The following is a 25,160-nucleotide window of genomic DNA, read 5'->3' as shown; positions in this document are numbered from 1 at the left end:
TGCCGGCAGCCGTTCGATAGGCTGAGTCGCCTCGCGACGACTTGACTAAAAGTCAATCTTTGATACCCTCCGCTTCCTGACTCTGCGCCCCAGGTACCGCATGTCCACTGCCATCGCCTTCGAGCACGCGACCGTACACACCATGGCAGGGGACGAAGCCCTGCAGGATCACACCCTGGTCGTGCGCGACGGCCGCATCGCGGACCTGGGCCCCACGGCAGCGTTGCCGGTGCCCGCCGGCGCGCAGCGCATCGACGCCACCGGCTGGCACCTCATGCCCGGCCTGGCCGACATGCACGTGCACCTCTCGCCGCTGGGCGTGGGGATCGCCGACGGCTTCGCCCCAGACGAGGCCACCGCGCTGGCACGCAGCGCCCAGGTGCTGCAGGTCTACCTGCTGCACGGCGTCACGACAGTGCGCAACATGGCCGGCACGCCCTGGCACCTGCAACTGCGCCAGGCCGTGCGCGAAGGCCGGGTGGCCGGGCCGCGCATCCACACCACCGGCCCCATCCTGGAAACGCGCTTCACGTTCGCGGCGCTGGCCAGCTTCGGGCAGCTGGTGCGAACGCCGGAAGAAGCGCGCGCCGCCGTCGTGGCGCAGCACCGCGCCGGCTATGACGCCATCAAGGTCTACAACGACATCGACGCCGAGGTCTACGACGCCATCGCCGCCACCTGCCGCGAGCTGGGCCTGCCGATGGTGGGCCACGTGGCCTACGCCAAGGGCCTGACCGGCGCGCTGGCCGCCCGGCAGGATTCCATCGAGCACTTCCGCTCGTACGACTTCGCGCTTGACACGCGACCGGCACCCGATGGAGCGCGCTTCGTTGGCTGGCTGCACACCACGCCAGCACGCATCCGCGAGGTGGCCGAGCGCACCGCCGAGGCCGGCACTTGGAACGTGCCCACGCTGGTGATCGAGCAGGCCATGACCACGCCGCCGCCTGCCGAGCCACCGCCCCGCCCGCATTGGCTGCCGACGTGGCTGCACGAGGAACTGTACGCCGACACCACACGCTCGGTGTTCAAGCCCGAGTTCCTGCAGGCCATTGAGGCCGGCCGCTACCGCCGCTACGAGCTGCTCTCGGCGCTGGACCGCGCCGGCGCGCCGCTGATGGCCGGCAGCGACTGCCCCGGCTGCGGGCTGGTGCCCGGCGAGTCGCTTCTGCAAGAGCTCGACCTGTACGTCGAGGCCGGCCTCACGCCCCGCCGCGCGCTGCGCGCGGCCACGGTGGACGCAGCGCGCTTCCTCGGGCTTGGCGACGAACTCGGCACGCTGGCCGCCGGCCAGCAGGCCGACGTGCTGGTGCTGCGCGCCGACCCCACCGCCAGCCTGAAGGCGCTGCGCCAGCCGGTGGGCGTGGTGGCCGCCGGTGTGTGGCACCCGGCCGATGAACTGGCACGGGCCATGGCCGCCAGCGCAGCCTGACCCGCAGCCCCGGCCGAGCCGCCGCCTGCTCCGTTTTAAAACCTTCGCTGCTTCTTCCAGGGAGACATCCATGCACCCCACCCGCCTGCCCACCCCGCCCAACCCGCCCGCTCTGCTGCAGCGCCCCGGCCGCTGGCGCGGTTTCTGCTGCCCCATGCACATGGCCTGGGCGCTGCCCATGGGCATGGGGGCCACCACGGAGACCCCCGAGGCCGCCGCGCCCGCCGGCCCCGTGCCCAGCTTCGTCGACGGCACCGTGCACACGTTCTCGCCCTTCGCCACGCGCGGCGACGAGGCCACGCGCGACCTCTACGACACCGTGGCGCCGAGCCGGCTGCTGGTGATTCAGGGCGCCACGGTCCTCCCGATGCGCGGCGCCAAGGCGCTGCCGGCGCACGACGTGCTGGTGCGCGACGGCCGCATCCTGGCCGTGCAGGCCACGGGCGCCGCCGTGCCCGAAGGCGCGCTGCGCATCGACGCCAACGGACTGACACTGCTGCCCGGCCTGGCCGACATGCACACGCACCCGGGCACGTCCACCTCGGCGCAGATGTGGGGCGCCATGCTGGGCGTGAGCGCAGACGCCATGACGCTGCCCTACGACCTGCAGATGTTCCTGTACCTGGCCGGCGGCATCACGCGCATCCAGGTGATGGCCGGCACGCCCGAGTACCTGGCGCTGCGCGATTCGCTGCGCAGCGGCCGTCTGCGCGGGCCGCGCATGCGCGTGGCCTCGCCGGTGATCGACGGCTACCCGGCCGTCTGGTCGCCCACCATCACCTGGCAGGTGAGCGACGCCGCCGGCGGCCGCACCGCCGCGCGCCAGGTGCTGGAGGCTGGCTACGACTTCGCCAAGCCCTACACACGCATGCCCTACGACGCCTACGTGGCCTTCAGCGCCGAGTGCAATGCGCTGGGCGTGGAGCGCACCGGCCACATCCCGGCCGAGGTGCGGGTGGAAGAGGCACTGCTGCGCGGCCAGCGCGGCGTGGCCCACACCTTCGAGCTGTTCTACAACGACCCGCCCGAGAGCCGCGCCAACCTGGGCCTGCTGCAGCGGCGCGCCAAGCTGTGCGCCGAACTGGGCGTGACGGTGCAGACCACCTTCTGCGTGTCGCGCGCCTTCGAGTACGACATCGGCCAGGTCGGCCCCGAGGCCTACCCGCTGCACGACCTGCTCGACCCCGTGCTGCGCTGGCTGATGCACCCGGCTTCGCCCTTCCTCAAGGCCTTCGGACAGGACCCGCAGATGCAGTACCAGGGCCGCGACTGCATCGCCCACACGCTGAACATGCTGCGCGCGCTGCAGGCCGAGGGCGTGCGGCTGGTCACCGGCACCGACATCCCCAGCAGCAACGCCGCCGGCCACCACAGCACCCACGACGAACTGCAGGTGCTGGTGCAGGACGTGGGCCTGAGCCCGGTGGATGCGCTGCGCGCCGCCACCGTCAACGCGGCCGCGCACATGAACGATGCCGAGTCCGGCATCGTCGAGCCCGGCCAGCGTGCCGAGCTGCTGCTGCTGCGCGGCAACCCGCTGGACGACATCGCCGCCACGCGCCAGGTCGAAGCCGTGCTGATGGGCGATGCGCTGCTCACCCGCGCCGCCATCGAGCGCGGCCTGGACCGCGTGCGGGCGCTGTACGACGCGATGCCGGTGCCGAAGCACCCGGAGACCACGGCCTGACCACTACCCGAAGGAACGACATATGTCACCCAAGACCCTCGACCACTTCGTCATCCTCGTCGAGCCGCTGGAACCCGCCGTGGCCGACTACGAGCGCCTGGGCTTCCACGTGCGGCCCATCGCGCGGCACCTGAGCGTCGGTTCGAAGAACGCGGTGATCCACCTGCACCACACCTACCTGGAGCTGTTCACGCTCGACCAGGCGCCGGCCGAGTTCCAGGACGCCTACCGCCCGCGCCTGCAGGCCGGGCCCGGGCTGTGCCACGTCAGCCTGGACAGTACCAGCCTGCTGGACGACCAGGCGCGCCTGCGGGCCGCCGGCCTGAACCCTGGCGGCATCACCAACGCGCGGCGTCGCATGGTGCACCCCGACGGGCGCGAGGACGAGACGCAGAGCTCGTGCATGTACTGCTGGCGCGAGCAGCACCGCTACCTCTCGCTCTTCGTCTCGCACCACGCCCGGCCCGAGACGATCTTCGTCGACGGCCACGTCCGCCACGCCAACGGCGCGCAGCAGGTGATCCGCTGCGTGTTCCAGTCGGAAGACCCGGCGCTGGACCTGCCCTACTTCCGCAGCCTGTACGGCCGCGCCGAAACCGACCGCACGGTGGACGGTTTCCGCTTCCTTGGCCCGCGTGGCGAGGTCAGCGAGGTCATCACTCCGGCCGCCGCACGGGCACGCTATGGCGCAGCTATGCCGGTTCAGGGCCTGGCCGGCCTGGGTGCGCTGCCGCTGGCGCTGCACTACCACGTGGGCTCGATGGCGCAGAGCGAGCAGTACCTGCGCGGCGTGGGGCTGGCCGTGGCCGCCGTGGGTGGCGCGCTCGTGGTGCCGGCCGCCCAGGCCTGCGGCGTGGTCACGGTGTTCGAGGCCGCGTGAACGGGGGCACGGCGCCACCCGGCAGGAACCCGCGATGACCGACCCTGCCTTCGCCGCCCGCATCGCGGCCGAACTGCAGGGCCTGCGCGATGCCGGCGCCTACAAGGGCGAGCAGGTCATCACCGGCATGCAGGGCGCGCGCATCCGCCTGGCCGATGGGCGCGAGCTCATCAACCTGTGCTCCAACAACTACCTGGGCCTGGCCAGCGACGCGCGCCTGCTCGACGCGGCGGCGGCCGCGTTGCGCAGCCACGGTCTGGGCCTGGCCTCGGTGCGCTTCATCTGCGGCACGCAGGATCTTCACAAGCAGCTCGAGGCGCGCATCGCCGCCTTCGTGGGCACCGAAGACGCCGTGCTCTACGCCGCCGCCTTCGACGCCAATGGCGGTCTGTTCGAGCCGCTGCTGGACGAGACCGACGCGGTGATCAGCGACGAGCTGAACCACGCCTCCATCATCGACGGCATCCGCCTGTGCAAGGCGCGCCGCTGGCGCTACCGCCACGACGACATGGACGACCTGCGGCGCTGCCTGCAGGAAGCCCGCGCCGGCGGCGCGCGCACGGTGCTGGTGTTCACCGACGGCGTGTTCTCGATGGACGGGCGCATCGCGCAGCTGGCCGAGATGCGCCGCCTGTGCGACGAGCACGGCGCGCTGCTTGGCGTGGACGACTGCCACGCCACCGGCGTGATCGGCCCGCACGGCCGCGGCACGGCGGCGCACTGCGGCGTCTTCGGCCGCGTCGACCTCGTCACCGGCACCTTCGGCAAGGCGCTGGGCGGGGCCTCGGGCGGCTTCACCGCCTGCAGCCGCCCCGTGGCCGAGCTGCTGCGCCAGCGTTCGCGGCCCTACCTGTTCTCCAACACGCTGGCGCCGCCGCTGGTGGGCGCGGCGCTGGCCGCGCTCGATCTGCTGGAGCGCTCGGACGCCGCCGTGCAGCGCGTGCAGGCGTACGCGGCCCGCTTCCGTGCCGCGCTGCAGGCGCAGGGCCACACGCTCATCGGCAGCGGCCACCCCATCGTGCCGGTGATGCTGGGCGACGAGCACACCGCCAAGTCGCTGGCGCAGCAGCTGCACCACGCCGGCGTGCACGCGGTGGCGTTTTCCTACCCGGTGGTGCCGCGGGGCTGGGCGCGCATCCGCACCCAGCTCAGTGCGGCGCATACCGACGCCGATCTCGACGAGGCCGTGGCTGCGTTCGCCGCGACGGGCTGACGGGCATCGGCCTTGTCTGGCTCAAGCCAGGGCCAACAGGTGTACGGACCCAGGCAGCAGGACCTCAGGGGATGCCGCGCGTGCCCTTGCCCAACTGCCCCGGGTTCATGCCCGTCGAGGTGAGCCAGCCCTCCACCGCCAGCACCTCCAGCGGCCCGGCGGGCAGGTCGACCATCTCGTGCGGCACCTCGCCGCGGTAGGTCAGCGAGTCGCCCGGCCGCAGGTGGTAGCGCCGCTCCCCGATCTGCATGATCAACTCGCCGTGGATCACGTGGTCGATCCAGAAGCCATCGAACTGCACGGGCTTCGGGAAACGGCAACCGGGCGCGGCAAGCATTCGCAGCAGCCGGATCTGCATGCCCGGCAGCTCCATAGAGCCCAGCAGGGTGATCTGCACGCCGTCGTGCAGGTCGCCGCCCGGCAACACCGGCTCCTGCCCACGGCTCACCAGTTCGGGCTCCATCGATGCCGCTGGACCGCCGAACAGGTCGGACAGCTCGATGCCTAGCCCCTCGGCCAGCAACAGCAGCACCGGCACCGAGGGCATGCGCTCGGCGCTTTCGATCTTGGAGAGCATGGCCTTGCTGATGCCCACGGTCTGCGCCAGCGCCGAGGCCGTCATGTGCTGGTGCATGCGGTGGGTGCGCAGCCGCCGCGCCAGCGTGTGGCGCAGGTGGCTCACGCGTGAGTGGCCGTCGTCGGCTACGTCGTCGATGGGTTCGGGGCGGTCGTGGTCGCTCATCACCTGCATACTAAGCCGTGCCGCCCGCATGGCGTCCCGATCGCCGCTTCAGAACCGGTAGGTGCCCACCACGCCAATCGTGCGCGGCCGCAGCGTCGACACCGTCTCCGGCCCGAACAGAGTGGACGACAGCAGCGGCCGCTCGTCGGTGAGGTTGTTCACGAAGGCCGTCAGCGTCAGATCGCCGATGTCCACGCCGAAACGAAGGTCCATGGCCGTGTAATCGCCCAGCGTGCGCCTGGTGGCCGGCGTGTAGCTGCTCTGGTAACCGCCGACATGCTGCAGGTTGAAGCCCAGGTTGGCGGGCCGCCCCGCCACGTCGAAGTCATAGCGCACAGAGCCGTTGGCCGTGACGCGCGGGATGCCGGCGCTGCGCGTGCCGCCCGGCGTCACGCCGCCGGTGGAGTCCAGGCCCACGACGTTCTGGCTGAAGGTGCTGTCGGTGTAGCCCACGCCGGCTGAGAGACGCAGGTTAGACGAGGGCCGCGCCACCACCTCGATCTCGAAGCCCTGCACGTCCACCGAAGCGCCCGGGTTCAGGCGGCCCAGCGAATCGACATAGGTGAAGCCACCCACCGCGGGCGGCGAAGCAAGTGTCAGCTGCGGGTTCTTCCACTTCGTCTGGTACACCGCCGCGTTGAGGTTGACGCGGTTGTCGGCCAGCGAGAGCTTGGCGCCGGCTTCATAAGTCCACAGGCTGTCCGATGTGGCGAACGGCGGCACGACGAAGGTGACGCCGGGCGGAATGGCCAGCGGGAAGTTGGTCTTGCCCAGCCGGAATCCCTTGGATGCCTGCACGTAGTAGGTGCTGCGCGTGTCGCTCCAGCTCAGCGAGATGTGCGGCGTCGTCGGCGTTTCCTTGATCACGGAGTTGTTCACCGTGGTCGCGCCGAACTGCGTCAGGTTCACCTGGTCATCGCTTTTGTAGCTCGTGCGCCGCAGGCCGGCATTCACGGCTACGCCATTCGCGAACTTGTAGCCGAGCTCTCCGAACAGTGCTGTCTGGGTGCGGTCGACCATGGTGTTGCTGCCGAACGCGTTGCCCAGGAAGGGCACGGGTGTGTCAGCAAAGTTCTTCGTCTTTTCGTTCGACCAAAAAGCGCCTGCCGACCACGTGAGCCCCGTGTTGACCTCGGACGACACCAGCCGCAGTTCCTGGGCAGCGACCCGCGAGTCGAATCCGCCGAAGAGCACCCACTTCGTGTCGGCGGGCAATCCGAAGGCGCCGTTGAACGGCCCGAAGGATGCCGTCAAGTCACTGACATAACGCGCCGTCTTGTCGAAGTAAGACGTGGCCGACACGATGTCGAAGCCCGGCATCTTGTAGGTGAGCGACAGGTTGGCGGCCTGCAGCTTGTCGCTCTGCGGCTCGAGCACGGCCTTGCTGCCGATCTGCAGATCGGTGCCGACGTCGTAGACCGAGGACGAATCCTGCTTCAGGTCTTGCAGGTAGAGGCGGCCACTCACGCTGAGCTGCGGGATCGGCTTTGCGAGCAGCGCGATGCGCGCACCGCTAGTGACCACCTTGTCGACATCCTTGCCCAGGGCTCCGGCATCGATCACGCCGGCCTGCTCGGTGCGGTAGGCCGTCAGGCCTAGGGCCACGACGTCCTTCACCAGCGGCACCGAGACGCCCGCCACGGCCTCGTTGTTCCAGTCGCTTGCGCCGTTCGTCTTCGACAGTCCCAGCCGCGCGTACGACTCCATAGCCTTCAGGCTGGGGTTGCGGGTGGTGATCTTGATGGTGCCGCCCAGCGATGCCGAGCCATACAGCGTGGAGCGTGGGCCGCGGATGACAAGCACGTTCTCGATGTCGAACAGGCCCAGGTCGATGTTGCCGTTGCCCTGCACCACGCTGGTGGGAATGTCGTCGATGTACATGGCCACGGTGGACTGCGTCAGGCCGACGGCCGCCCCGTCGGAGACGCCGCGGATGGCCACGCTCCGCGACAGCGGCGTGCCCGCCTTGCTGAACACCACGCTGGGCTCGCCCGGCAGCGCCTCTTCGAGGCTGGACACACCGCGACGCTCCAGTTCGTCGCCGGTGATCGCCTTCACCGACAGTGGCACGGCCTGCAGCGTCTCGGTGCGCTTGGTGGCGGTGATGGTGATGGTCTCGACGCCGGTGTTGGCCGCTGGCGCCTGCTGTGCCGCGGCACCCAGCGGAACCCCAAGGGCGGCGGCCAGACAGGCGCTCAGCGGCGACAGGCGCGGCGCGGAACGGACGAACGAAGACCGGCGGTGGGAGTAGATGCGGGACATGGAGACTCCTCGGGGGTTGTAGGGGGGTGCAGACCGGAATGACAGCGATACAGGGCGGCGGGTTCGCCGCCCGTCCCGGCCCGTTCAGGGTGCGGCAGGGCGTGCCGAGACTGTTCCACCGAGTTAACCTATTGTCAACTTTTAGGAATCCCGGTAGCGTAGTCGCCACACGCGGCAGCAATAAGACTCCGCATGATCAGCACGGAGTCCGCAACCCTCGATGACGACGCAAAGTACATCCTCTGGATTGCCTATCGCACCCTCTGCAAGCGCCTGGACGGCGCGCTCGCTGTTCGGGCTTGGCGCGCTGCTGGCGGTGCTGCTGCTGTCCACCAACCTGCAGATCCAGACGCTGCTGGTGGAGCCCATCCGCGCCGAGCTGGCCCTGAGCGACCTGCAACTCGGTCAACTGCACGGCCTGACGGTCGTGACGCTGGCAGCACTGGCCGCCTGGCCTATCGGCTGGCTGGCCGACCGATGGGACCGGCGCTGGGTGCTGGCCTATTGCGTGGCCGTGTGGTCGGCGGCCACCTATGGCGGCGGTCTCAGCCAGGGCTTCGACGGCCTGCTGTGGGCCATGGTGGGCCTAGCCATCGGCGAGGCGGCGCTGCTGCCCATCGTCTACGCGCTCACGCCGCAGGTCGTGCCGGCGCGCCGCCTGCCGGTGGCCAATGCGGCGGTGTACGCCACGCTGGTGCTGGGCAGCGGGCTGGCTCTGGTGGCCGGCGGTGCGGTGTACGAGGCGCTTTTGGCCCATGGGCCACGGCTGCCCTGGCCAGAAGGCACGCCGGCGTGGCGGCTGATGTTCTTCGTCACGGCGCTGCTGGGCCTGCCCGTGGTGCTGCTGCTGTTGGGGGTGCGGCTGCATCCTGCAGCGCCGAGTGCAGCGACCTCTGGCACGGTCGCCCCGCGCTCGCTGTCGCACCACCAGTTCGGGCGCTACCTGCGCGAGCACGGGCTGTCGCTGGTGATGGTGCAGGCCTCGCTGTCGCTCATCACGCTGGGCTGGTTTCAGCTGATGCTGTGGACGCCGGCGATCCTGGGCCGCAGTTTCGGCAGCTCGGTGGGTGGGGCGGGCCTGGACTTCGGGCTCGTCGTCACCCTGACCAGCGCCGTGGGCACGGTGGCCGGCCTGTACTGGGTGACGCGCCCGGCCAACCGAGACAACCCGGTGGGCAACTTCCGCCTCGTCTGGCTGGGCGGCCTGGCCGCGCTGCCGCTGGTGGTGGCCATGGCCTGGGCGCCTTCGGCCGGCCTGCTTCTGCTGCTGGCGGGCCTGGCCATGACCTGCTTGGTCATCGGCGTGTCGCAGGCGCCCGCGCTGCTGCAGCAGATGTCGCCGCCAGCGCTGCTGAGCCGCTCGATCGCGCTGTTTCCGTTGGTGGCACTGCCGCTGCGCGGGTTGCAGGCGCCGGCCGTGGGCTGGCTGTCGGACCGCTTCGGCACGGCCGACCCCCGCGGCCTGCTGCACGCCATGGTCATCGTCGCGGCGGTCACGCTGGCCCTCGGCGTGCTGGCGCTGTGGCGGCTGCAGGGCCACTACGTCCGTCTGGCGGTGCATGCGCGCGGCGCCACCCCCAACTCCAACGCCTGAGCCCCATGACCGTTGCACTCCACCTGCGCCCCGCGCCCTACCTCTACAACGAATGGGTGCCCTTGCGCGCCAGCGGCCTGGCGCCGGGACAGATTGTCACGCTCGAACTCGAGCACGTGGATGACGTCGGCCAGCGCTGGCGGGCCACGGCCGAACTGAGCGCCGATGCCACGGGCGGAATCGACACCGCCGACGCGCCCAGCCGCCGCGGCAGCTACCTCGGCACCAGCCGCGACGGGCTGCTGTGGTCCATGGCCCCGGCCGGGGCCATGGACCGCACTGCCTTCATGGCGCGGGGCCGCAGCTTCATGCACATGGCCGGCCAGCCCGGCGGCGACAAGCTGCAGCCGCGCCAGCACACGCTGCGCGTGCTGGACGGCGGCCGCGTGCTGGCTGAAGGCCAGTTCAGCCAGACGCGCCTGGGCCCGGGCGTGCGTGTGCAGGAACTGGCCGAGGGCCCCGTGCGCGGCCTGGCCTTCCACCCCGCGCCCGGGACCGCGCCAGCACGCGGCGCGGTGTTGTCGCTCACCGGCTCGGGCGGCAGCGTCGAGAACAGCTGGGCACCGCTGCTGGCTTCGCACGGCATCCCGGTGCTCAGTGCGGCCACCTTCGCATGGCCGGGCAGACCCGAACTGATGCAGCACATCGACCTGGCGTACTTCGAGCAGGCGGCGTTGTGGATGCGGCAGCATTTCGGTGTGCAGCGCATCGCCGTGCAGGGCGGCTCGCGCGGCGGCGAACTGACGCTGGTGCTGGCGTCGTACCGCCCCGACCTGTTCTGCGGCGGCGTGGCCATGGTGCCCTTCCACAACGTGGTGGCCGGCTTCGACCACCTGCGCAACGTGCACGAGGAGCCGAGCTGGGTGCTGAACGGCCAGCCGCTGCCCTATGCCGACGTGCAGCTGACCCTGGACGGACCCAACGCGGTGTACACGCCCGATGGCCTGGCCGCCACACCCGACTATCTGCGTGACGCCGCGAGCGCCGAGGCCGACGCGCGCTGCGGCATCCCGGTGGAACGCTGCAGCGGGCCGCTGCTGCTGCTGTCGGGCCGCGAAGATGCCATGTGGCCCAGCGCCTATGGCGGCGACCGTGTCATCGACCGCCTGCGCCGCCACGGCCTGGCGCACCGCGCCGAGCATCTGGCCTTCGAGAACGTGGGCCACTACCTGGTGCCGCCGGGCCAGCCCACGGCAATGTGTTCCTCGCTGTACCACCCGCTTGCCAAGATCACGCTGGCCTGCGGCGGCCAGCCGCGCGCCACGGCCGAGGCGGGCCGCACCGCCATGGACCGCATGCTGCGCTTCTACGGCGAGCTGTTCGCAGACTGAACCTCATCCACCTCGGGAGCCCCACCACCATGACTCCTCTGTCGCCACTGGCCCAGCAAACCGCCGCACGCACGCACGCCGCCGCACCCTGGCGCACCTGGTGCTGCCCGCTGCACTTCATGGGCGGGTTCTCTCCCGACCGCGACGCCCGGCAAGGCTGGCTCGCCAGCGCCCCGGGTGCGGCGGATGCCGCCGCCTTGCCCTCGTTCTCGGACCAGACGCCGAAGACCCGCAGCGCGATATGCACCGCCGACGCCGCGCTCACCGCCGGCCTGATGCAGCGGCTGGACGCCGAGCGCGTGCTGGTGTTCCGTAACGCCCGCGTGCTGACGATGCGCGGCTGGCAGGCCCTGCCGGCACACGACGTGTGGGTCCAGGGCGGACGCATCGCCGCGGTGCAGCCCACCGGCGGCGCGCTGCCCGAGCACGCGCTGGTGGTCGACGCCAGCGGCAAGACGCTGATGCCCGGCCTGTCGGACATCCACGCCCACCCCTTCACCGCCCCCTGGGCGCAGGCCTTCGCCGGCATGGTGCAGGGCGGCGGCGACGGCCAGTGGTACGTGTTGCCTTATGCCCTGCAGCTGTGGGAGCTGCTGGCCTGCGGCATCACGCGCATCGAAGTGATGGCCGGTTGCCCCGACGCTCTGTGGATGCGCGACGGCGTACGAAGCGGCCAGCTGGCCGGCCCGCGCATGGCGGTGGGCAGCCCGCTGGTGGACGGCGCGCCGTTGATCCACACCCCGCTGATGAGCTATGCCGTGGCCGACCTGGAAGGCGGCCGCCAGGCCGGCGAGCGGATCGCCGACCTGGGCTACGACTTCGCCAAGCCCTACAGCCACCTGCCGGCCGAGGGCTACGAAGGCCTGATGCAGGTGCTGCAGCGCCGCGGCGTGCGCGTGATGGGCCACGTGCCGGTGTCGGTGGGCGTGGAAGCCGCCGTGCGGCGCGGCCAGCACGGCATCGCGCACAGCGCCGAACTCTTTTACAACGAGCGCGGCCCCGAGCGGTACGACCCGGCGCGGCTGGAGCGCCTGGCGCGGCTGATGGCCGAGCACGGCACCTGGCTGCAGGGCACGGTGGTGGTGAGCGAACGGGTCGAGGCGCTTGGCGGCCGGAGGCCGCTGGGCTCGGTCGACGAGGCGCACATGCCGACCTTCCACCAGACGGTGTTCCACCGCGACAGCCCGATGATGAACATGATGGCGGCCAACCCCGAGAAGCAGTACCTCTTCGACGAGACCTACCGGCTGAGCTGCCTGGCCGTGGCCGCCGCCCACCGCGCCGGCGTGCGTGTGCTGACCGGCACCGACTACCCCAACCCCTACGTGGTGGCCGGCTACTCGCTGCACGAGGAACTGGTGCACCTGACGCAGCAGTGCGGTCTGATGCCGCACGAGGCCCTGCACGCCAGCACCCGCCGCGCGGCCGAGTACCACGGCGGCGGCGCCGAAGACGGCCTGGTGGCCGTGGGCGGCATCGGCGACCTGGTGCTGCTGGACGGCAACCCGCTGGACGACATCCACCACACCCGCCGTGTGCATGCGGTGCTGGCCGGCGCGCACTACATCGGGCCCGACGCGCTGGCCGCCGGCAAGGCGCGCATCCAGCAGGCTTACGCCGCTATGCCGCCGGTGGTGATGGCCCAGCCGCCGCAGGCCGCAGCATGAAGCGCAATCTGGACCACGTGATCGTGTCGGTGCGCGACCTCGATGCCGCGGCCGAGGCCTACCGTTGCCTGGGCTTTGCCGCGATGCCGCGAGCCGTGCACGAGAACCTGGGTACGGCCAACTTCATCATCCAGCTTCACGACAACTACTTCGAACTGTTGGGCGACTTCCACAAGTACGCCGACCCGGCGATGCGCGAGTTCATGAGCGCGCGCTTCGATGGTGGGGACGGGTTGTCGATGCTCTCGCTGAGCTGCAGCGACCTGGCGGCAGACCGCGAGCGCCTGATCGCACGAGGCCACGGCCCGTCGGCCATCATGAACTCGGCGCGCAAGGTGGTGCTGGCCGACGGCCGTGCGGACGCCACCGCCAGCAGCTCGATGCTGAACTGGCGCGCCGCGCCGCGCCGATGGAGCACCCTGTTCTACAGCTTCCACGGCAAGCCGGACACCATCTGGTACGAGCCCTGGATGACGCACCCGAACACGGTGCAGACGCTGGCCGGCATCACCTACTGCAGCGACGACTTCGCGGCCGATGTGCCCTACATCAACGACATGCTGTGCGCCGAGCCGGCAGAACACACCGCGCAGCGCTGTCTGTGGCACACGCCGCAGGGCGAGTTTCTGGAGCTGCTGAGCCCTGCCGCCCTGCGCGCGCGCTTTGCCGTGCCGGAGCCGGCCACACCGCCGTTCGCCGTGTGGCCGGTGGCACTGCGCTACCGCGTGCAGCGGCTCGACGCCTGCCGCCAGTGCCTGGAGACCGGTGGCGTGACCTTTGTCGAGCATGACGGCGTCATCACCGTGCCAGCAGCGCATGCCGCCGGCGTCATCAGCGAGTTCTCCGAGTCCTCCGACTACCCTGCACCCCCACCTGGAGCTCACCCATGAAGATCCTCAAGCGCGAGCCCAGCAACTCCATCGCCCGAACCGAACTCTGGACGGTGCAGGGCGACGCCATCGAGCACCCGTTCCTGGTCTACGTGACCACACCCATGACGCCCAAGCCCGAAAAGGGCTGGCACGGCATCGTGGTGACCGACGGCAGCCTGGGGGCCGGTGCGATGTCGTCGATCGCCGGCTACCTGGGCATGGGCGAGATGCCCGCGGCGGAGACGGTGGCCATCGGCTACCCGCTGGACAACGCCATCCCGGCGGTGGTGGCGCGCAACCGCGACCTGACCCCCGTACCCTGGCCCGAATGGGACGCGCCCTATGGCCAGTTGCTGGGCGCACCCGCACCGCCGTCGGGCAGCGCCGAGGCCTTCGCAGCCTTCGTGCACGACGAACTGATGCCCTTCGTCGAGGCCGAGGTGGGCGTGAACCCGGCCGAGTGGACGCTGGCCGGCCACTCGCTGGGTGGCCTGTTCGCCACCTACTGCCTGCTCACGCGCCCCGGCCGCTGCCGGCGCACCCTGGCGGTGGGCTCGTCGTACTGGTGGAAGCGACCGTACCTGTTCGACCGCGCCCGCGAGTTCGCCGCTGTCGAGCGGCCGCTGAACGTCTCGGTCTACCTGGCCGCGGGGGACCACGAGACCACGGCAGCATTCAGCACCACCTGGCACCGTTACATGGATGCCGACGTGTGGAAGGACTACCTGACGGTGATGCGCGGCATCCCCGACATCGTGGCCGAGACGCGCGAGATGGCCACCATCGTGGCGCAGCGCTGGGGCACGCGTGTGCGCTGCGACATCCTCGACGAAGAGACCCACGGTAGCGCCGTGTTTGCCGCCTACAGCCGCGGCCTTCGCTGGCTGCACCAGGTCTAGCCGCCGCCATTCACTTCTCCACAGTCACAGAGATCCCCTCATGAGCCAGCCGACCCTCACCGCCACCCCTGCCGTGGCGCTGCAGCCCACGCCCATCGGCATCGTCGCCGCCGGCTTCAAGCCCGGCCAGCGGGTGTGGCTGAGTTCCCGCCTGATCGACGACGCCGGGGTGCCCTGGACGGCGCGCGCGCTGTTCGTCGCCGATTCGGCTGGCCGCGTCGACGTGGAGGATGCTCCCGCCGAGGAGGGCAGCTTCACGGGCATCGATCCCGCCGGCCTGTTCTGGAGCCTGCGGCCCGAGCCGGTGAGCGACCGCACCTTCATGCTGAACGCCACCGAGAAGGCGCACAAGCTGGGCCAGCCGCACATCGGCCCGATGAAGGCCCACGTGTTCGAGCTGCAGGCCACCGTCGAGGGCGAGCCCGCCCCCTGCGCCAGCACCACCGTGACGCTGCAGCGCTTGGTGGAGGGCATCGAGGTGATGCCGCTGCGCGACGGCCGCCTGCGCGGGCAGGTGCTGCGCTGGAAAGAGCGCCGGCTGCCCGACGGCCGGCCGCGCGGCTGCATCTTCACGTTCACCGGCTCGGGCGGCGGGCTGGAGCTGGGCTACGCGCCGGTGCTGGCCTCGCTGGGCTACGACGTGGTCAGCCTTGCCTACTTTGCCTATGAGGACCTGCCGGCCTTCATCGCCGGGATTCCGCTGGAGTATTTCGAGGAAGGCTTTGCCTGGGCACGGCGCGAGCTGGGCTGCGAGCGCATCGGCATCCAGGGCGCGTCGCGCGGCGGCGAGCTCGTCATTACGCTGGCGAGTTACCTGCCCGAGCACATCCAGGGCGTGGTGGGCATCGTGCCCATGTACACCACCAGCATCGGCTGGGACCCGGCCAAGGGCATGGGCGGGCCCAGCTTCACCTTCCGCGGCCAGCCCGTGCCGCACAGCAAGCCCGGCGATTCGCCGTCGTTGGAGGAGATGAAGCGCCTGGGCGAGAGCGAGCCCAACGGCTACGCCGCCACTCCCGGCTACTACGCCACGCTCAACGATCCCGAGACGCGCGCCACCGCCGCGCTGCCCATCGAGCAGTCGTCATGCCCCGTGCTGCTGATCAGCGGCGTGGACGACCAGATGTGGCCCAGCGCCTGGGGCAGCGACCTCATCGTCAACCGGCTGCGCGCGCAGGGCTTCGAGCACCCGTTCCAGCACCTGTGCCTGCAGGACACCGGCCACATCACGCCGCTGCCCAACACCGTCACCAGCTTCTGCCCGGCGCTGCTGCATTCGCTGCTGGGCATCTTCCTGGCCTGCGGCGGCACGCCGGCCGGTACCGCGCGCGAAAGCCGCCGCACCTGGGACGCGCTGTGCACGCACTACCGCAGCGTGTTCGGGCACTGACAGGCGGCGCACCTTCCCCATGAACGACTTGCCCGAGCATCGCCGCCAGTGGGTGCGCCACGCGATCCGCCGCATCGAGGCCGACTTCCAGCGTTCGGCCGACACGCACCTGCTGCCGCTGGCGCTGCCCGGCCTGCCGGGCGTGGACCTGTACCTGAAGGACGAGAGCAGCCACCCCACCGGCAGCCTCAAGCACCGGCTGGCGCGCAGCCTGTTCCTGCACGCGCTGTGCAACGGCTGGCTGCACGAGGGCAGCACGGTGGTGGAGGCCAGCAGCGGCAGCACCGCCATCAGCGAGGCCTACTTCGCGCGGCTGCTGGGCCTGCCCTTCGTGGCCGTGATGCCGCGCAGTACCAGCCCGGCCAAGGTGCAGGCCATCGCCTTTCAGGGCGGGCGCTGCCACCTGGTGGACGACCCGAAGCAGGTGTACGCCGAAAGCGAGCGCATCGCGCGCGAGACCGGCGGCCACTACATGGACCAGTTCACCCACGCCGAGCGCGCCACCGACTGGCGCGCCAACAACAACATCGCCGACAGCATCTTCCAGCAGATGCGCCACGAGCCGCACCCCGTGCCGCACTGGCTGGTGGCCAGCGCCGGCACCGGCGGCACGCTGGCCACGCTGGGCCGCTACGTGCGCTACTGCCGGCACGACACGCAGGTGTGCGGCGTGGACGCCGAGCGCAGCGTGCTGTTCGAGCACTACCGCAGCCGCGACCCGGCACTGACGCTGGACAGCGGCTCGCGCATCGAAGGCATCGGCCGGCCGCGCGTGGAGCCTTCGTTCCTGCCCGACACCATGGACGCCATGCTCAAGGTGCCCGACCGCTGGAGCCTGGCGGCCATGCTGGCGCTGAGCGAGCGGCTGGGCCGGCCGGTGGGCGGCAGCACCGGCACTAACCTGATCGCGGCGCTGTGGTGCGCCAGCCGGATGCAGGCCGAGGGCCGGGCGGGCTCCATCGTCACGCTGCTGTGCGACGACGGCCACCGCTACCAGACCAGCTGCTTCGACGCCGCCTGGCGCCGCGAGCAGGGCCTCGATTGCGCCGAGGCGCAGGCCCACGTGCTGCGCTGGATGGACACCGGCGCGGTGCCCGACGAACTGCACACCGCCATGCCCCGCGCCGGGACGCTGGCATAGATATCGCTTCGATTCATTCACCCCGTCAACTGAAGGAGTCCCATGGTCACCCTCCCACTCAAGCGTCTGTCGGTTCTCTTCCTTGCTGCCCTCGGCATCGCCACAGCGGCAGCGCCCGTCCACGCCCAGGAAAAGGCCGTCTTCGGCGTTCCCGCACCGCACAACGTGCAGTTCTCGTACCTCTGGTACGGCAACAAGCTCGGATTCTTCAAGGACGAGGGCCTGGCGCTCGACGTCATCACCGTTACCGGGTCGGGCGTGCTGCTGCCCCAGGTGGCTGCAGGCCAGGTCCACATCGGCTATGCCAACCCCGATCTCGCCATCATCGCGGCGGCCAAGAACGAGCCGCTGCCGGTGCGCTTCGTGATGAACTGGCTGCGCAGCCAGACCTTCGAGTTCGTCGCACTGCAGTCCAGCCCGGTGAACACCCTGGCCGACCTGAAGGGCCGCAAGCTGGGCGTCGGCGCGATGACCTGGGGCAACCTGCCGCTGTCGCGCGCCATGCTCACCAGCCTGGGCGTCACATGGCAGAAGGACGTGGAAGTGCTGCCCATCGGCCTGGGCGCAGCCGCATGGCGCCGACTGCAGACGGGTGAAGTCGACGCGGTCAACTTCTTCGTCGGCGAGCACAGCCGCATGGAGCTGTCGGGCATCCCCATCAAGCGCCTGCCGATGCCGGAGCAGTTCCGCACCCTGTTCTCGAACGGCTTCGTCACCAGCGAGAAGCTGATCGCCGAGAAGCCCAAGCTCGTGGCCGGCATGGGCCGCGCCATCACCAAGTCTTGGATCGCCTGCAAAGCCAACGTCGAGGCCTGCGTGCGCGCCTACTGGGACGCCAACCCTACGGCCCGCCCGGCCCCGGGCAAGGAAGCCGACCAGATGAAGACCGACCTGAGGCAGGTGCTGGTCGACCGCCTGCAGATCGACGACTTCCCGGCGGGTGCGCCGCGGCGCTATGGGCAGTTCCCGGCCGACTCCTGGAAGCGGCTGATCAAGGTCATGCACGACGAGGGCCTGATCACGCGCGCCGACGTCGACGTTACCAAGCTCTACACCGACCGATTCATCGACGAAGTGAACGCCTTCGACGTGTCGGCGGTCGAGACGCTGTCGCGAGCGGCACGCTGAAAGCCGCCGACATGCACCTGGCGGTGGAGGGCGTTTCGCTGGTCTACCCGACCAGCCGCGGGCCGCTGACGGCGCTGCAGGCGCTGAGCTTCGGGGTGGCGCCGGGCGAATTCGTCTCGGTGCTCGGTCCCTCGGGCTGCGGCAAGTCCACGCTGCTGAAACTGGTGACGGGCCTGCTGCGGCCGTCCGAGGGCCGCCTGGCCCTGGCCGGCCGCACCATCGACGGCCCGCGCGCCGACGTCGGCATCGTGTTCCAGCAGCCGACACTGCTGCCGTGGAAGCGCGTCATCGACAACGTGCTGGTACCCATCCGCGCGCGTGGCGGGGCGGTGGCCGAGTACCACGACAAGGCCATGGGCCTGCTCGAGCTGGTGGGGCTCGCGGCCTTCGCGCGGCACTACCCGCAGGAGCTGTCGGGCGGCATGCAGCAGCGCGTGGGCATTGCGCGCGCGCTGCTGGCCGAACCCAACCTGCTGCTGATGGACGAACCCTTCGCGGCCCTCGACGCGATGACGCGCGAGTCGATGATGGACGAGCTGCTGCACATCTGGCAGCGCAGCGGCAAGACGGTGCTGTTCATCACGCACTCGATCCCCGAGGCGGTGTACCTGTCGGACCGCGTGCTGGTGATGAGCCCGCGGCCTGGCCGCATCGTCGACTCTGTCGACATCGACCTGCCCCGCCCGCGTTCCGTCGAGACCATGGCCACCGTGCGCTTCGGCGAGCTCTGCAACGAGCTTCGGGCGCGCTTTCGAAGCCTGTCCGCTGACCCGGGCACCCCAGGCCATGCCTGAGTTCCGCGCGCGGATCGCCGCCCTGGCCTGGCCCGCCTCGGGCCTGCTGTTCCTGGTGCTGCTGTGGCAGGTGGTCACGCAGGCCGGCATCGTGCCTGGCTTCCTGCTGCCTTCACCTGGCGCCGTGCTGCGCGCGCTGCTGCGGGCTGCCGGCGAAGGCACGCTCTGGCGACATCTCTCACCGACCCTGACCGCCACGGTGACGGGCTACGTCATCGGCTGCACCTTGGCCGCCGCGATGGCTGCGCTGATCGCCGAGTTCCGCTGGGTCGAGCGCGCACTGATGCTGCACCTGCTGGCGCTGCAGTCCATTCCCAAGGTGTCGGTGGCGCCCCTGGTCTTCCTGTGGGCCGGTTTCGACATCGGCGGCAAGGTCGTGCTGGTGGCCTTGATCTGCTTCTTCCCGGTCTTCGCCAACACCCTGGCCGGCCTGCGCGCCACCGACGCCGATCGGCTGGACCTGCTGCGCGCCGCAGGCGCCAGCCGCTGGCACATGCTGTGGCACCTGAAGCTGCCGTCGGCGGCACGCTCGATGTTCGCCGGCCTGGAGATCTCCACCGCCTTCGCCCTGATCGGCTGCGTCGTGATGGAGTTCATCGGCGCCACGCGCGGCATGGGCTTCCTCATCCAGGACGCGTCGTCGACCTACGACCTGCCGCTGTCGTTTGCGGCCATCGTCACGCTGGGCGGCATCGGCCTGCTGGCCAATGCCGGCGTGCGGCTGCTGCGGCGACGACTGCTGTTCTGGGAACTGGAGGCCGGGCCGGTCCCGTCCACCCCGGGGAGCACCGGTGGCTGAACCGATCAAGACCGGCCTGGCCACGGCCGCCACGTTCCTGCTGCTGCTGGCGGCCTGGACGCTGGCCATCGACGTCTTCGAGCTGTCGCCGCAGATCCTGCCTTCACCGGCGGCCGTGGCTGAGGCCTTCTGGCACGGCTGGTCGCAGGGCGCCTTCGTGCCGCATACGGTCTTCACCTTGCAGGGGGCGCTGGGCGGATGGGCCATCGGGGCGGTGCTCGGGGCCTTGGCCGGGGCTGTCGTCGCCGAGTCGAACCTCGCGCGGCGTGTGCTGTACCCCATGGTCATCGCCGTGCAGTCGATGCCCACGGTGGCCATCGCGCCCTTGATCGTCGTGTACTTCGGCGTCGACCTGCCGTCCAAACTGGTGACGGTGGCGATGCTGTGCTTCTTTCCCGTCTTCGTCAACGCGGTGGCCGGGCTGACCTCGGCCGACCCGCGCCTGCTGGACCTCTACCGGGCCAACGGCGCCTCGCGCTGGCGCACGCTGATCGACGTCAAGGTGCCCAGTGCTGCCGATTCCGTCCTGTCCGGCGCCCAGGTGGCCATCGTGCTGTCGTTCATCGGCGCCGTGGTCTCGGAGTTCGTCGCTTCGCGGGCGGGGCTGGGCTACCTGATCAAGACTTTCGCGAACGACCTCAACGTCGCCGTGATGTTCGCCGCCATCGCCACGCTGGCCGTGCTGGGCGCCGGCATCGGCACCGCCCTGGCGCGGCTGCGCGAGGCCGTGGTCTTCTGGAAGCCCCGGCATGACGCACCGCGGCGCTGAGACCCGCGATCAGGCCTGGCACGGCGCACCGATCGAAAAGACTTTCCCTGAAGACATCAACAACGACTGGAGATGAGCCCATGACTCCCACCATGAGAGCCGCCGTGGTGCACGCCCACGGCGGCCCCGAGCAGACCGTGTTCGAAGCCGCCTGGCCGCGCCCGGCCGTGCAGCCTGGCTACGTGCTGCTGCGCGTGCGCGCCTGCTCGCTGAACTACCACGACATCTTCACCCGCCGCAGCATGCCCGGCATCAAGGTGCCGCTGCCCATCGTCATCGGCTCGGACATCGCCGGCGAAGTCGCCGAGCTGGGCCCCGGCGTCAGCGGCTGGGCCGTGGGCGACCGCGTGCTGGTCGACCCGCTGCCGGTGGCTGGCGAGGGCGCGCCCAAGGGCATGATCGGCGAGATGTACGACGGCGGCCGCGCCGAGTACTGCCTGGCCTGGGCGCCGCAGCTGGTGCAGCTGCCCGACGACGTGAACTTCGAGGTGGCCGCCAGCCTGCCGCTGGCCTACGCCACCGCGCACCGCATGATGGTCACCATCGGCCAGGTCAAGGCCGGCGAGACCGTGGTGGTGCTGGGCGCCAGCGGCGGCGTGGGCACTGCCTGCGTGCTGCTGGCCAAGCTGGCGGGGGCCAACGTCATCGCCTGCGCCGGCAGCGCCGACAAGGCCGAGCGCCTGAAGGCCCTGGGCGCCGACCACGTGGTGAACTACCGCGAGCAGAAGGTGATGGACGCCGTGCACGCGCTGGTGGGCAAGCCGCGCATCAGCGGCACGGGCGGCGTGGACGTATTGGTCAATTTCACCGGCGGCAACAGCTGGCAGGAGGGCATCCGCTGCCTCAAGGTGGGCGGGCGGCTGCTGACCTGCGGCGCCACCGCCGGCTACGACGAACACATCGACGTGCGCTACGTCTGGACCTTCGAGCTCAAGCTGATGGGCAGCAACGGCTGGCGCCGCGAAGACATCGTCTCGCTGCTGGAGCTGGCGCGCAGCGGGCGCATGAAGCCGGTCATCGACAAGGTGCTGCCGCTCGATGACATCCGCGAGGCCGAGCGCCTGATGGAAGAACGCGAGGTGTTCGGCAAGATCGTGGTGACGCCGTGAATACTCCGACCATGAACACCACCGCTCCATCCCAGCCGTCCGATGCGGTCGCAACGCTGCAGGCACAGTGCGACGCCTCGCCCTTCATCCGGTTCGCCGCCATCCGCGTGCTGAGCGTGGACACCGAGGCGCAGACCGCATCCTTCGCGATGCCCTTCCGCCCGGAGTTCGAGCGCGGCGCGGGCACCGGGCAGTTCCACGGCGGGCCGATCGCCTCGCTCATCGACACGGCTGGCTGCATGGCACTGATCGCCGTGGCCGGGCGCGGCGCCGGCACGGTGGACTTCCGCACCGACTACCTGCGCCCGGCCGCCGGCGTACTGCAGGCGCAGGCGCGCGTGCGCCGCGCCGGGCGCACGATGGGCGTGGTCGACGTGGACGTGCTCGACGCCGCAGGCCGCCTGGTGGCCACGGGCCGCGGCACCTTCTTCCTGGAGGCCAAGGCATGACCCCGCTGGACCAACGCACCGACCTGCCCCTCAACTTGGGCATGACGCTGGACGTCTCTCGAGGGCGCGAGGGCCTGGCCGTCATCGAGCTGCTGGCTGACGGCAGCCTGCTGCGGCGCTGGAACTACGGCGAGCTCGACGACCTGATCAACGCGCTGGCGCGCGGCCTGTCTGCGCGCGGCCTGGTGCGCGGCGACCGCGTGGGCGTGATGGGTGCCAACAGCGTGCATGCACTGGCCGTGATGCTGGCCACCATGCGTGCCGGCCTGGTGAGCGTGCCGGTGAACCCGCGCGCCGGCGCCGAGACGCTGGCCTACATGGCCGAGGACTCGGCGCTGCGCGTGGTGCTGGCCGATGCCGACCTGCTGCCCTTGGCGATGGCGCTGCCGGGTGCAGCGGGCGGAACGCTGCCGGTGCTGCCGCTGCAGGGCGAGGCCTTCGACGCGCTGGCCGACCCGGGCCCGTTCACGGCCGTGGTGCCCGGCGAGGACGAGGTGGCCATGGTGCTGTACACCAGCGGTTCCACCGGCCGGCCCAAGGGCGTGCTGCTGTCGCACCGCAGCCAGGTGCTGATCGCCGCCGGCTACGCCACCGACTTCATGCGCCAGTGCCTGGACAGCGGCCCGTGCATCGTGGCCGCGCCCTTGTTCCACATGAACGCCACGGTCAACACCACGCACATCTTCATGCTGCACGGCGCCTTCGTGCTGATGCCGCGCTTCGATGCGACGGGCTACATCCGCGCGATCAGCGAGCACCGCGTGAGCGTGCTGTCGGGAGTGCCGACGATGACGGCCATGGTGGCGCAGCAGCGCCAGGCGCTGGCGCAGGCGGACTTCGGCAATGTGAAGCTCGTGGTCATCGGCTCCGCACCGCTGTCGGCCACCGTGCTGAGCCAGGTGCAGGCGCTGTTCCCCGCGGCGGCGGTGATCAACAGCTACGGCACCACCGAGACCGGCGCGGGCTACTTCGGCGCGCACCCGCAGGGGCAGCCGCGGCCGTTCATGTCGGTGGGCCATGCGCAGCCGCATGCGCGGCTGCGCCTCGTCGACGGCGAGGGCCTGGAAGTGACCGATGCCGAGGCTGCGGGCGTGCTGGAGGTGCACTGCGCCACGCGCATGAACGGCTACCAGAACCGCCCCGAACTCAGCGCCGAGAAGATGCGCGGCGGCTGGATCCACACCGGCGACATCATGCGGCGCGACGCCGAGGGCTGGTACTACTTCGTCGGCCGCGCCGACGACATGTTCGTCTGCAGCGGCGAGAACGTGTATCCGGGCCAGGTGGAGCGTCTGCTGGAGCGCCACCCCGACGTGCTGGAGGTCTGCGTGCTGCCCCTGGCCGACGAGCGCCGTGGCCACATCCCGGTGGCCTTCGTGGTGCCGAGGCCGGGCACCACGCCCACCGAGCAGCAGTTGCAGGAGCACGTGCTGGCCTTGGCTGCACCGCACCTGCACCCGCGCCGGGTATGGTTCATCGGTCAGATGCCTCTGGCCGGCACCAACAAGATCGACCGCAAGGCGCTGGCGCAGCGGGCCACAGAGCTGGCCCTGGCACCCGCCTCGCCCGGTGCATGATGCGCCAGGCATCATTCGACTCCACATCCCGATGAGCAGGAGGCTGTCATGAGTTTCCCCACACCCGCTGCAGATTTCCGCGCCCGTGTGCGCTATGCCGAGTGCAACGCACACGGCGAGCTGGCGCTGGCCGGCTACGTCAACTTCTTCGGCGAGGCGGCTGCGCAGGCGCTTCGCCGGCTCGATGTCGACCTGCGTGTGCTGACGGCGCGGGACGGTGTGCTGCGCGAAAGTGCCTGCGACGTCTCGATCCACCGGTCGCCCGCCTACGACGAAGAAGTCGCCGTCGACGTCGGTCTCGAAGCGCTGCAGGACGACGGCTTCAGCTTGCACTTCGCGCTCCGGCCCGCGCACGGCGCCGACGTGCTTGCCATGGGGTGGATCCGCTACGAGATCCGCCAACGCAGCGGCACACCCATGCGAACGATGGACGCTGGCCTGCGCGACCGGATCCGACAACTGAAGACATGACGCGGGGCCGCACCCTCCCCGCCCGGCCGGAGAAGACTATGAAGAAGCTCTACGTCAGTTCAGACATCGAAGGCGTGGCCTGCATCAGCGCACCCGTGGAGGTCGACAAGGGCCACCCTGCCGAGTACGCGCCATTCCGTGACCAGATGACGGCCGAAGTGGCCGCGGCCTGCGCAGGCGCCTACGCCGCCGGTGTCGAGTCGATCGTCGTCAAGGACGCGCACTGGACGGCGAGGAACATCGATCCGCACAAGCTGTGCGCACCGGCGGGCAAGTCGCTGCAGCTCATCCGCGGCTGGAGCGGCCACCCCTTTGCGATGGTGCAGGGCATCGACGAGAGCTTCGACGCCGCCGCCTTCGTCGGCTACCACTCGGCCGGCGGCTGTGGTGGCAACCCGCTGGCGCACACGGTCTCCAGCCGCGCCTTCGCACGCGTGGAACTCAACGGCCAGACCGCCTCGGAGTTCCTGATCTATGCCTACGCCGCCGCCAGCGTGGGCGTGCCGCTGGTGTTCCTGTCGGGCGATCAGCAGCTGTGCGACGAAGCTTCGGGGCTGATCGAAGGGCTGCAGACGGTGGCCACGCTGCAGGGCTTCGGCGCTTCGGTGCAGTCCATCCTGCCCGCCGAGGCCGCGAATCGGATCCAGGCAGGCGTGCAGGCGGCCGTGCAGCGTGCGGCTCGCGGCCCGACGGTGGCGCCACCGGCGCTGCCCGAGGCGTTCAACTTCAAACTCTGCTTCAACAAGGCCAGCGACGCCTACGCCAAGTCGTTCTATCCGCAGGTGCAGCAGGTGTCGAATACAGAACTGGTACTGGAAACACGGCGCTACTTCGATGTGCTGACCTTCTTGTGGTTCGCAGCGCAGTGACTTGCGCAGGCGAATCATCACTGGCAGGAACTGACCAGCACTTCGAGAGCCCGCTTTCAGTCCTCGGACCCGAGGAGCTGAACGA

General features: G+C 70.3%; 22 protein-coding genes. 20 read left to right on the top strand and 2 right to left on the bottom strand.

Features of this window, described 5'->3' with window-relative positions; genetic code table 11:
* Positions 1–100 precede the first annotated feature (100 nt).
* The 4 genes from KA711_12550 to kbl all read left to right on the top strand — a co-directional run bounded on the left by KA711_12550 (position 101) and on the right by kbl (position 5,212).
* Positions 101–1,432 (top strand): amidohydrolase family protein, encoded by a 1,332-nt coding sequence (locus KA711_12550; GenBank protein MCM0609801.1) that lies wholly within the window; start codon positions 101–103, stop codon positions 1,430–1,432.
* Between the two features lie 70 nt (positions 1,433–1,502).
* On the top strand, positions 1,503–3,119 hold the full coding sequence (locus KA711_12545) for an amidohydrolase family protein (GenBank protein ID MCM0609800.1): 1,617 nt from the start codon (positions 1,503–1,505) through the stop codon (positions 3,117–3,119).
* 22 nt (positions 3,120–3,141) lie between these two features.
* Complete coding sequence (locus tag KA711_12540; GenBank protein MCM0609799.1) at positions 3,142–3,999, top strand: VOC family protein; 858 nt, start codon at positions 3,142–3,144, stop codon at positions 3,997–3,999.
* 34 nt (positions 4,000–4,033) lie between these two features.
* The gene (gene kbl, locus KA711_12535) at positions 4,034–5,212 is read left to right on the top strand and encodes a glycine C-acetyltransferase (GenBank protein ID MCM0609798.1); all 1,179 of its coding nucleotides are present in this window, start codon (positions 4,034–4,036) and stop codon (positions 5,210–5,212) included.
* A 64-nt stretch (positions 5,213–5,276) separates the two neighbouring features.
* Here the strand turns inward: kbl and KA711_12530 are convergent, their stop codons facing one another.
* Positions 5,277–5,954 carry a helix-turn-helix transcriptional regulator gene (locus tag KA711_12530; GenBank protein MCM0609797.1) on the bottom strand — a complete coding sequence of 226 codons (678 nt, stop codon included), beginning with the start codon at positions 5,952–5,954 and terminating at the stop codon, positions 5,277–5,279.
* Between the two features lie 48 nt (positions 5,955–6,002).
* Positions 6,003–8,216: a TonB-dependent receptor gene (locus tag KA711_12525; protein MCM0609796.1), complete on the bottom strand. Its 2,214-nt coding sequence runs from the start codon at positions 8,214–8,216 to the stop codon at positions 6,003–6,005.
* A 247-nt stretch (positions 8,217–8,463) separates the two neighbouring features.
* Here KA711_12525 and KA711_12520 point away from each other — a divergent pair, with 247 nt between their 5' ends.
* From KA711_12520 to KA711_12445, 16 genes are all read left to right on the top strand, one after another.
* Positions 8,464–9,810: an MFS transporter gene (locus KA711_12520; GenBank protein MCM0609795.1), complete on the top strand. Its 1,347-nt coding sequence runs from the start codon at positions 8,464–8,466 to the stop codon at positions 9,808–9,810.
* A gap of 5 nt (positions 9,811–9,815) precedes the next feature.
* Positions 9,816–11,141: an acyl-CoA thioesterase/BAAT N-terminal domain-containing protein gene (locus KA711_12515; protein MCM0609794.1), complete on the top strand. Its 1,326-nt coding sequence runs from the start codon at positions 9,816–9,818 to the stop codon at positions 11,139–11,141.
* Positions 11,142–11,170: 29 nt separating this feature from the next.
* Positions 11,171–12,808, top strand: coding sequence for an amidohydrolase family protein (locus KA711_12510; GenBank protein MCM0609793.1), 1,638 nt, complete (start codon positions 11,171–11,173; stop codon positions 12,806–12,808).
* Positions 12,805–13,698 (top strand): VOC family protein, encoded by an 894-nt coding sequence (locus KA711_12505; GenBank protein ID MCM0609792.1) that lies wholly within the window; start codon positions 12,805–12,807, stop codon positions 13,696–13,698. The genes KA711_12510 and KA711_12505 overlap by 4 nt, the downstream gene beginning before the upstream one ends.
* Positions 13,695–14,579: an alpha/beta hydrolase gene (locus KA711_12500; GenBank protein MCM0609791.1), complete on the top strand. Its 885-nt coding sequence runs from the start codon at positions 13,695–13,697 to the stop codon at positions 14,577–14,579. Before KA711_12505 ends, KA711_12500 begins: the two co-directional genes overlap by 4 nt.
* Before the next feature lie 40 nt (positions 14,580–14,619).
* The gene (locus KA711_12495; protein MCM0609790.1) at positions 14,620–15,969 is read left to right on the top strand and encodes an acyl-CoA thioesterase/BAAT N-terminal domain-containing protein; all 1,350 of its coding nucleotides are present in this window, start codon (positions 14,620–14,622) and stop codon (positions 15,967–15,969) included.
* Between the two features lie 19 nt (positions 15,970–15,988).
* Positions 15,989–17,110, top strand: a complete 1,122-nt coding sequence (locus KA711_12490) for a PLP-dependent cysteine synthase family protein (GenBank protein MCM0609789.1) — start codon at positions 15,989–15,991, stop codon at positions 17,108–17,110.
* A gap of 42 nt (positions 17,111–17,152) precedes the next feature.
* Positions 17,153–18,238, top strand: a complete 1,086-nt coding sequence (locus KA711_12485; protein MCM0609788.1) for an ABC transporter substrate-binding protein — start codon at positions 17,153–17,155, stop codon at positions 18,236–18,238.
* A gap of 11 nt (positions 18,239–18,249) precedes the next feature.
* On the top strand, positions 18,250–19,032 hold the full coding sequence (locus KA711_12480) for an ABC transporter ATP-binding protein (protein MCM0609787.1): 783 nt from the start codon (positions 18,250–18,252) through the stop codon (positions 19,030–19,032).
* Positions 19,025–19,831 (top strand): ABC transporter permease, encoded by an 807-nt coding sequence (locus KA711_12475; GenBank protein ID MCM0609786.1) that lies wholly within the window; start codon positions 19,025–19,027, stop codon positions 19,829–19,831. The genes KA711_12480 and KA711_12475 overlap by 8 nt, the downstream gene beginning before the upstream one ends.
* On the top strand, positions 19,824–20,600 hold the full coding sequence (locus tag KA711_12470) for an ABC transporter permease (protein ID MCM0609785.1): 777 nt from the start codon (positions 19,824–19,826) through the stop codon (positions 20,598–20,600). Before KA711_12475 ends, KA711_12470 begins: the two co-directional genes overlap by 8 nt.
* Positions 20,601–20,692: 92 nt before the next feature.
* Positions 20,693–21,709, top strand: a complete 1,017-nt coding sequence (locus KA711_12465; protein MCM0609784.1) for a zinc-binding dehydrogenase — start codon at positions 20,693–20,695, stop codon at positions 21,707–21,709.
* Between the two features lie 11 nt (positions 21,710–21,720).
* A complete protein-coding gene (locus KA711_12460; protein MCM0609783.1) occupies positions 21,721–22,158 on the top strand; it encodes a PaaI family thioesterase in 438 nt (145 codons plus the stop codon).
* A complete protein-coding gene (locus KA711_12455; GenBank protein ID MCM0609782.1) occupies positions 22,155–23,735 on the top strand; it encodes an acyl--CoA ligase in 1,581 nt (526 codons plus the stop codon). The genes KA711_12460 and KA711_12455 overlap by 4 nt, the downstream gene beginning before the upstream one ends.
* Positions 23,736–23,783: 48 nt before the next feature.
* Entirely contained in the window at positions 23,784–24,206 is a 423-nt protein-coding gene (locus tag KA711_12450; GenBank protein ID MCM0609781.1) for a hypothetical protein, read from the top strand.
* A 38-nt stretch (positions 24,207–24,244) separates the two neighbouring features.
* Positions 24,245–25,075 carry a M55 family metallopeptidase gene (locus KA711_12445; GenBank protein ID MCM0609780.1) on the top strand — a complete coding sequence of 277 codons (831 nt, stop codon included), beginning with the start codon at positions 24,245–24,247 and terminating at the stop codon, positions 25,073–25,075.
* The last annotated feature ends 85 nt before the right edge of the window (positions 25,076–25,160 follow it).

The organism is Ideonella sp. WA131b (genome assembly GCA_023657425.1).
Taxonomy (GTDB): domain Bacteria; phylum Pseudomonadota; class Gammaproteobacteria; order Burkholderiales; family Burkholderiaceae_C; genus Rubrivivax.
The sequence above is the reverse complement of the archived record's forward strand: the minus strand, read 5'-3'. Positions and strand labels throughout refer to the sequence as shown.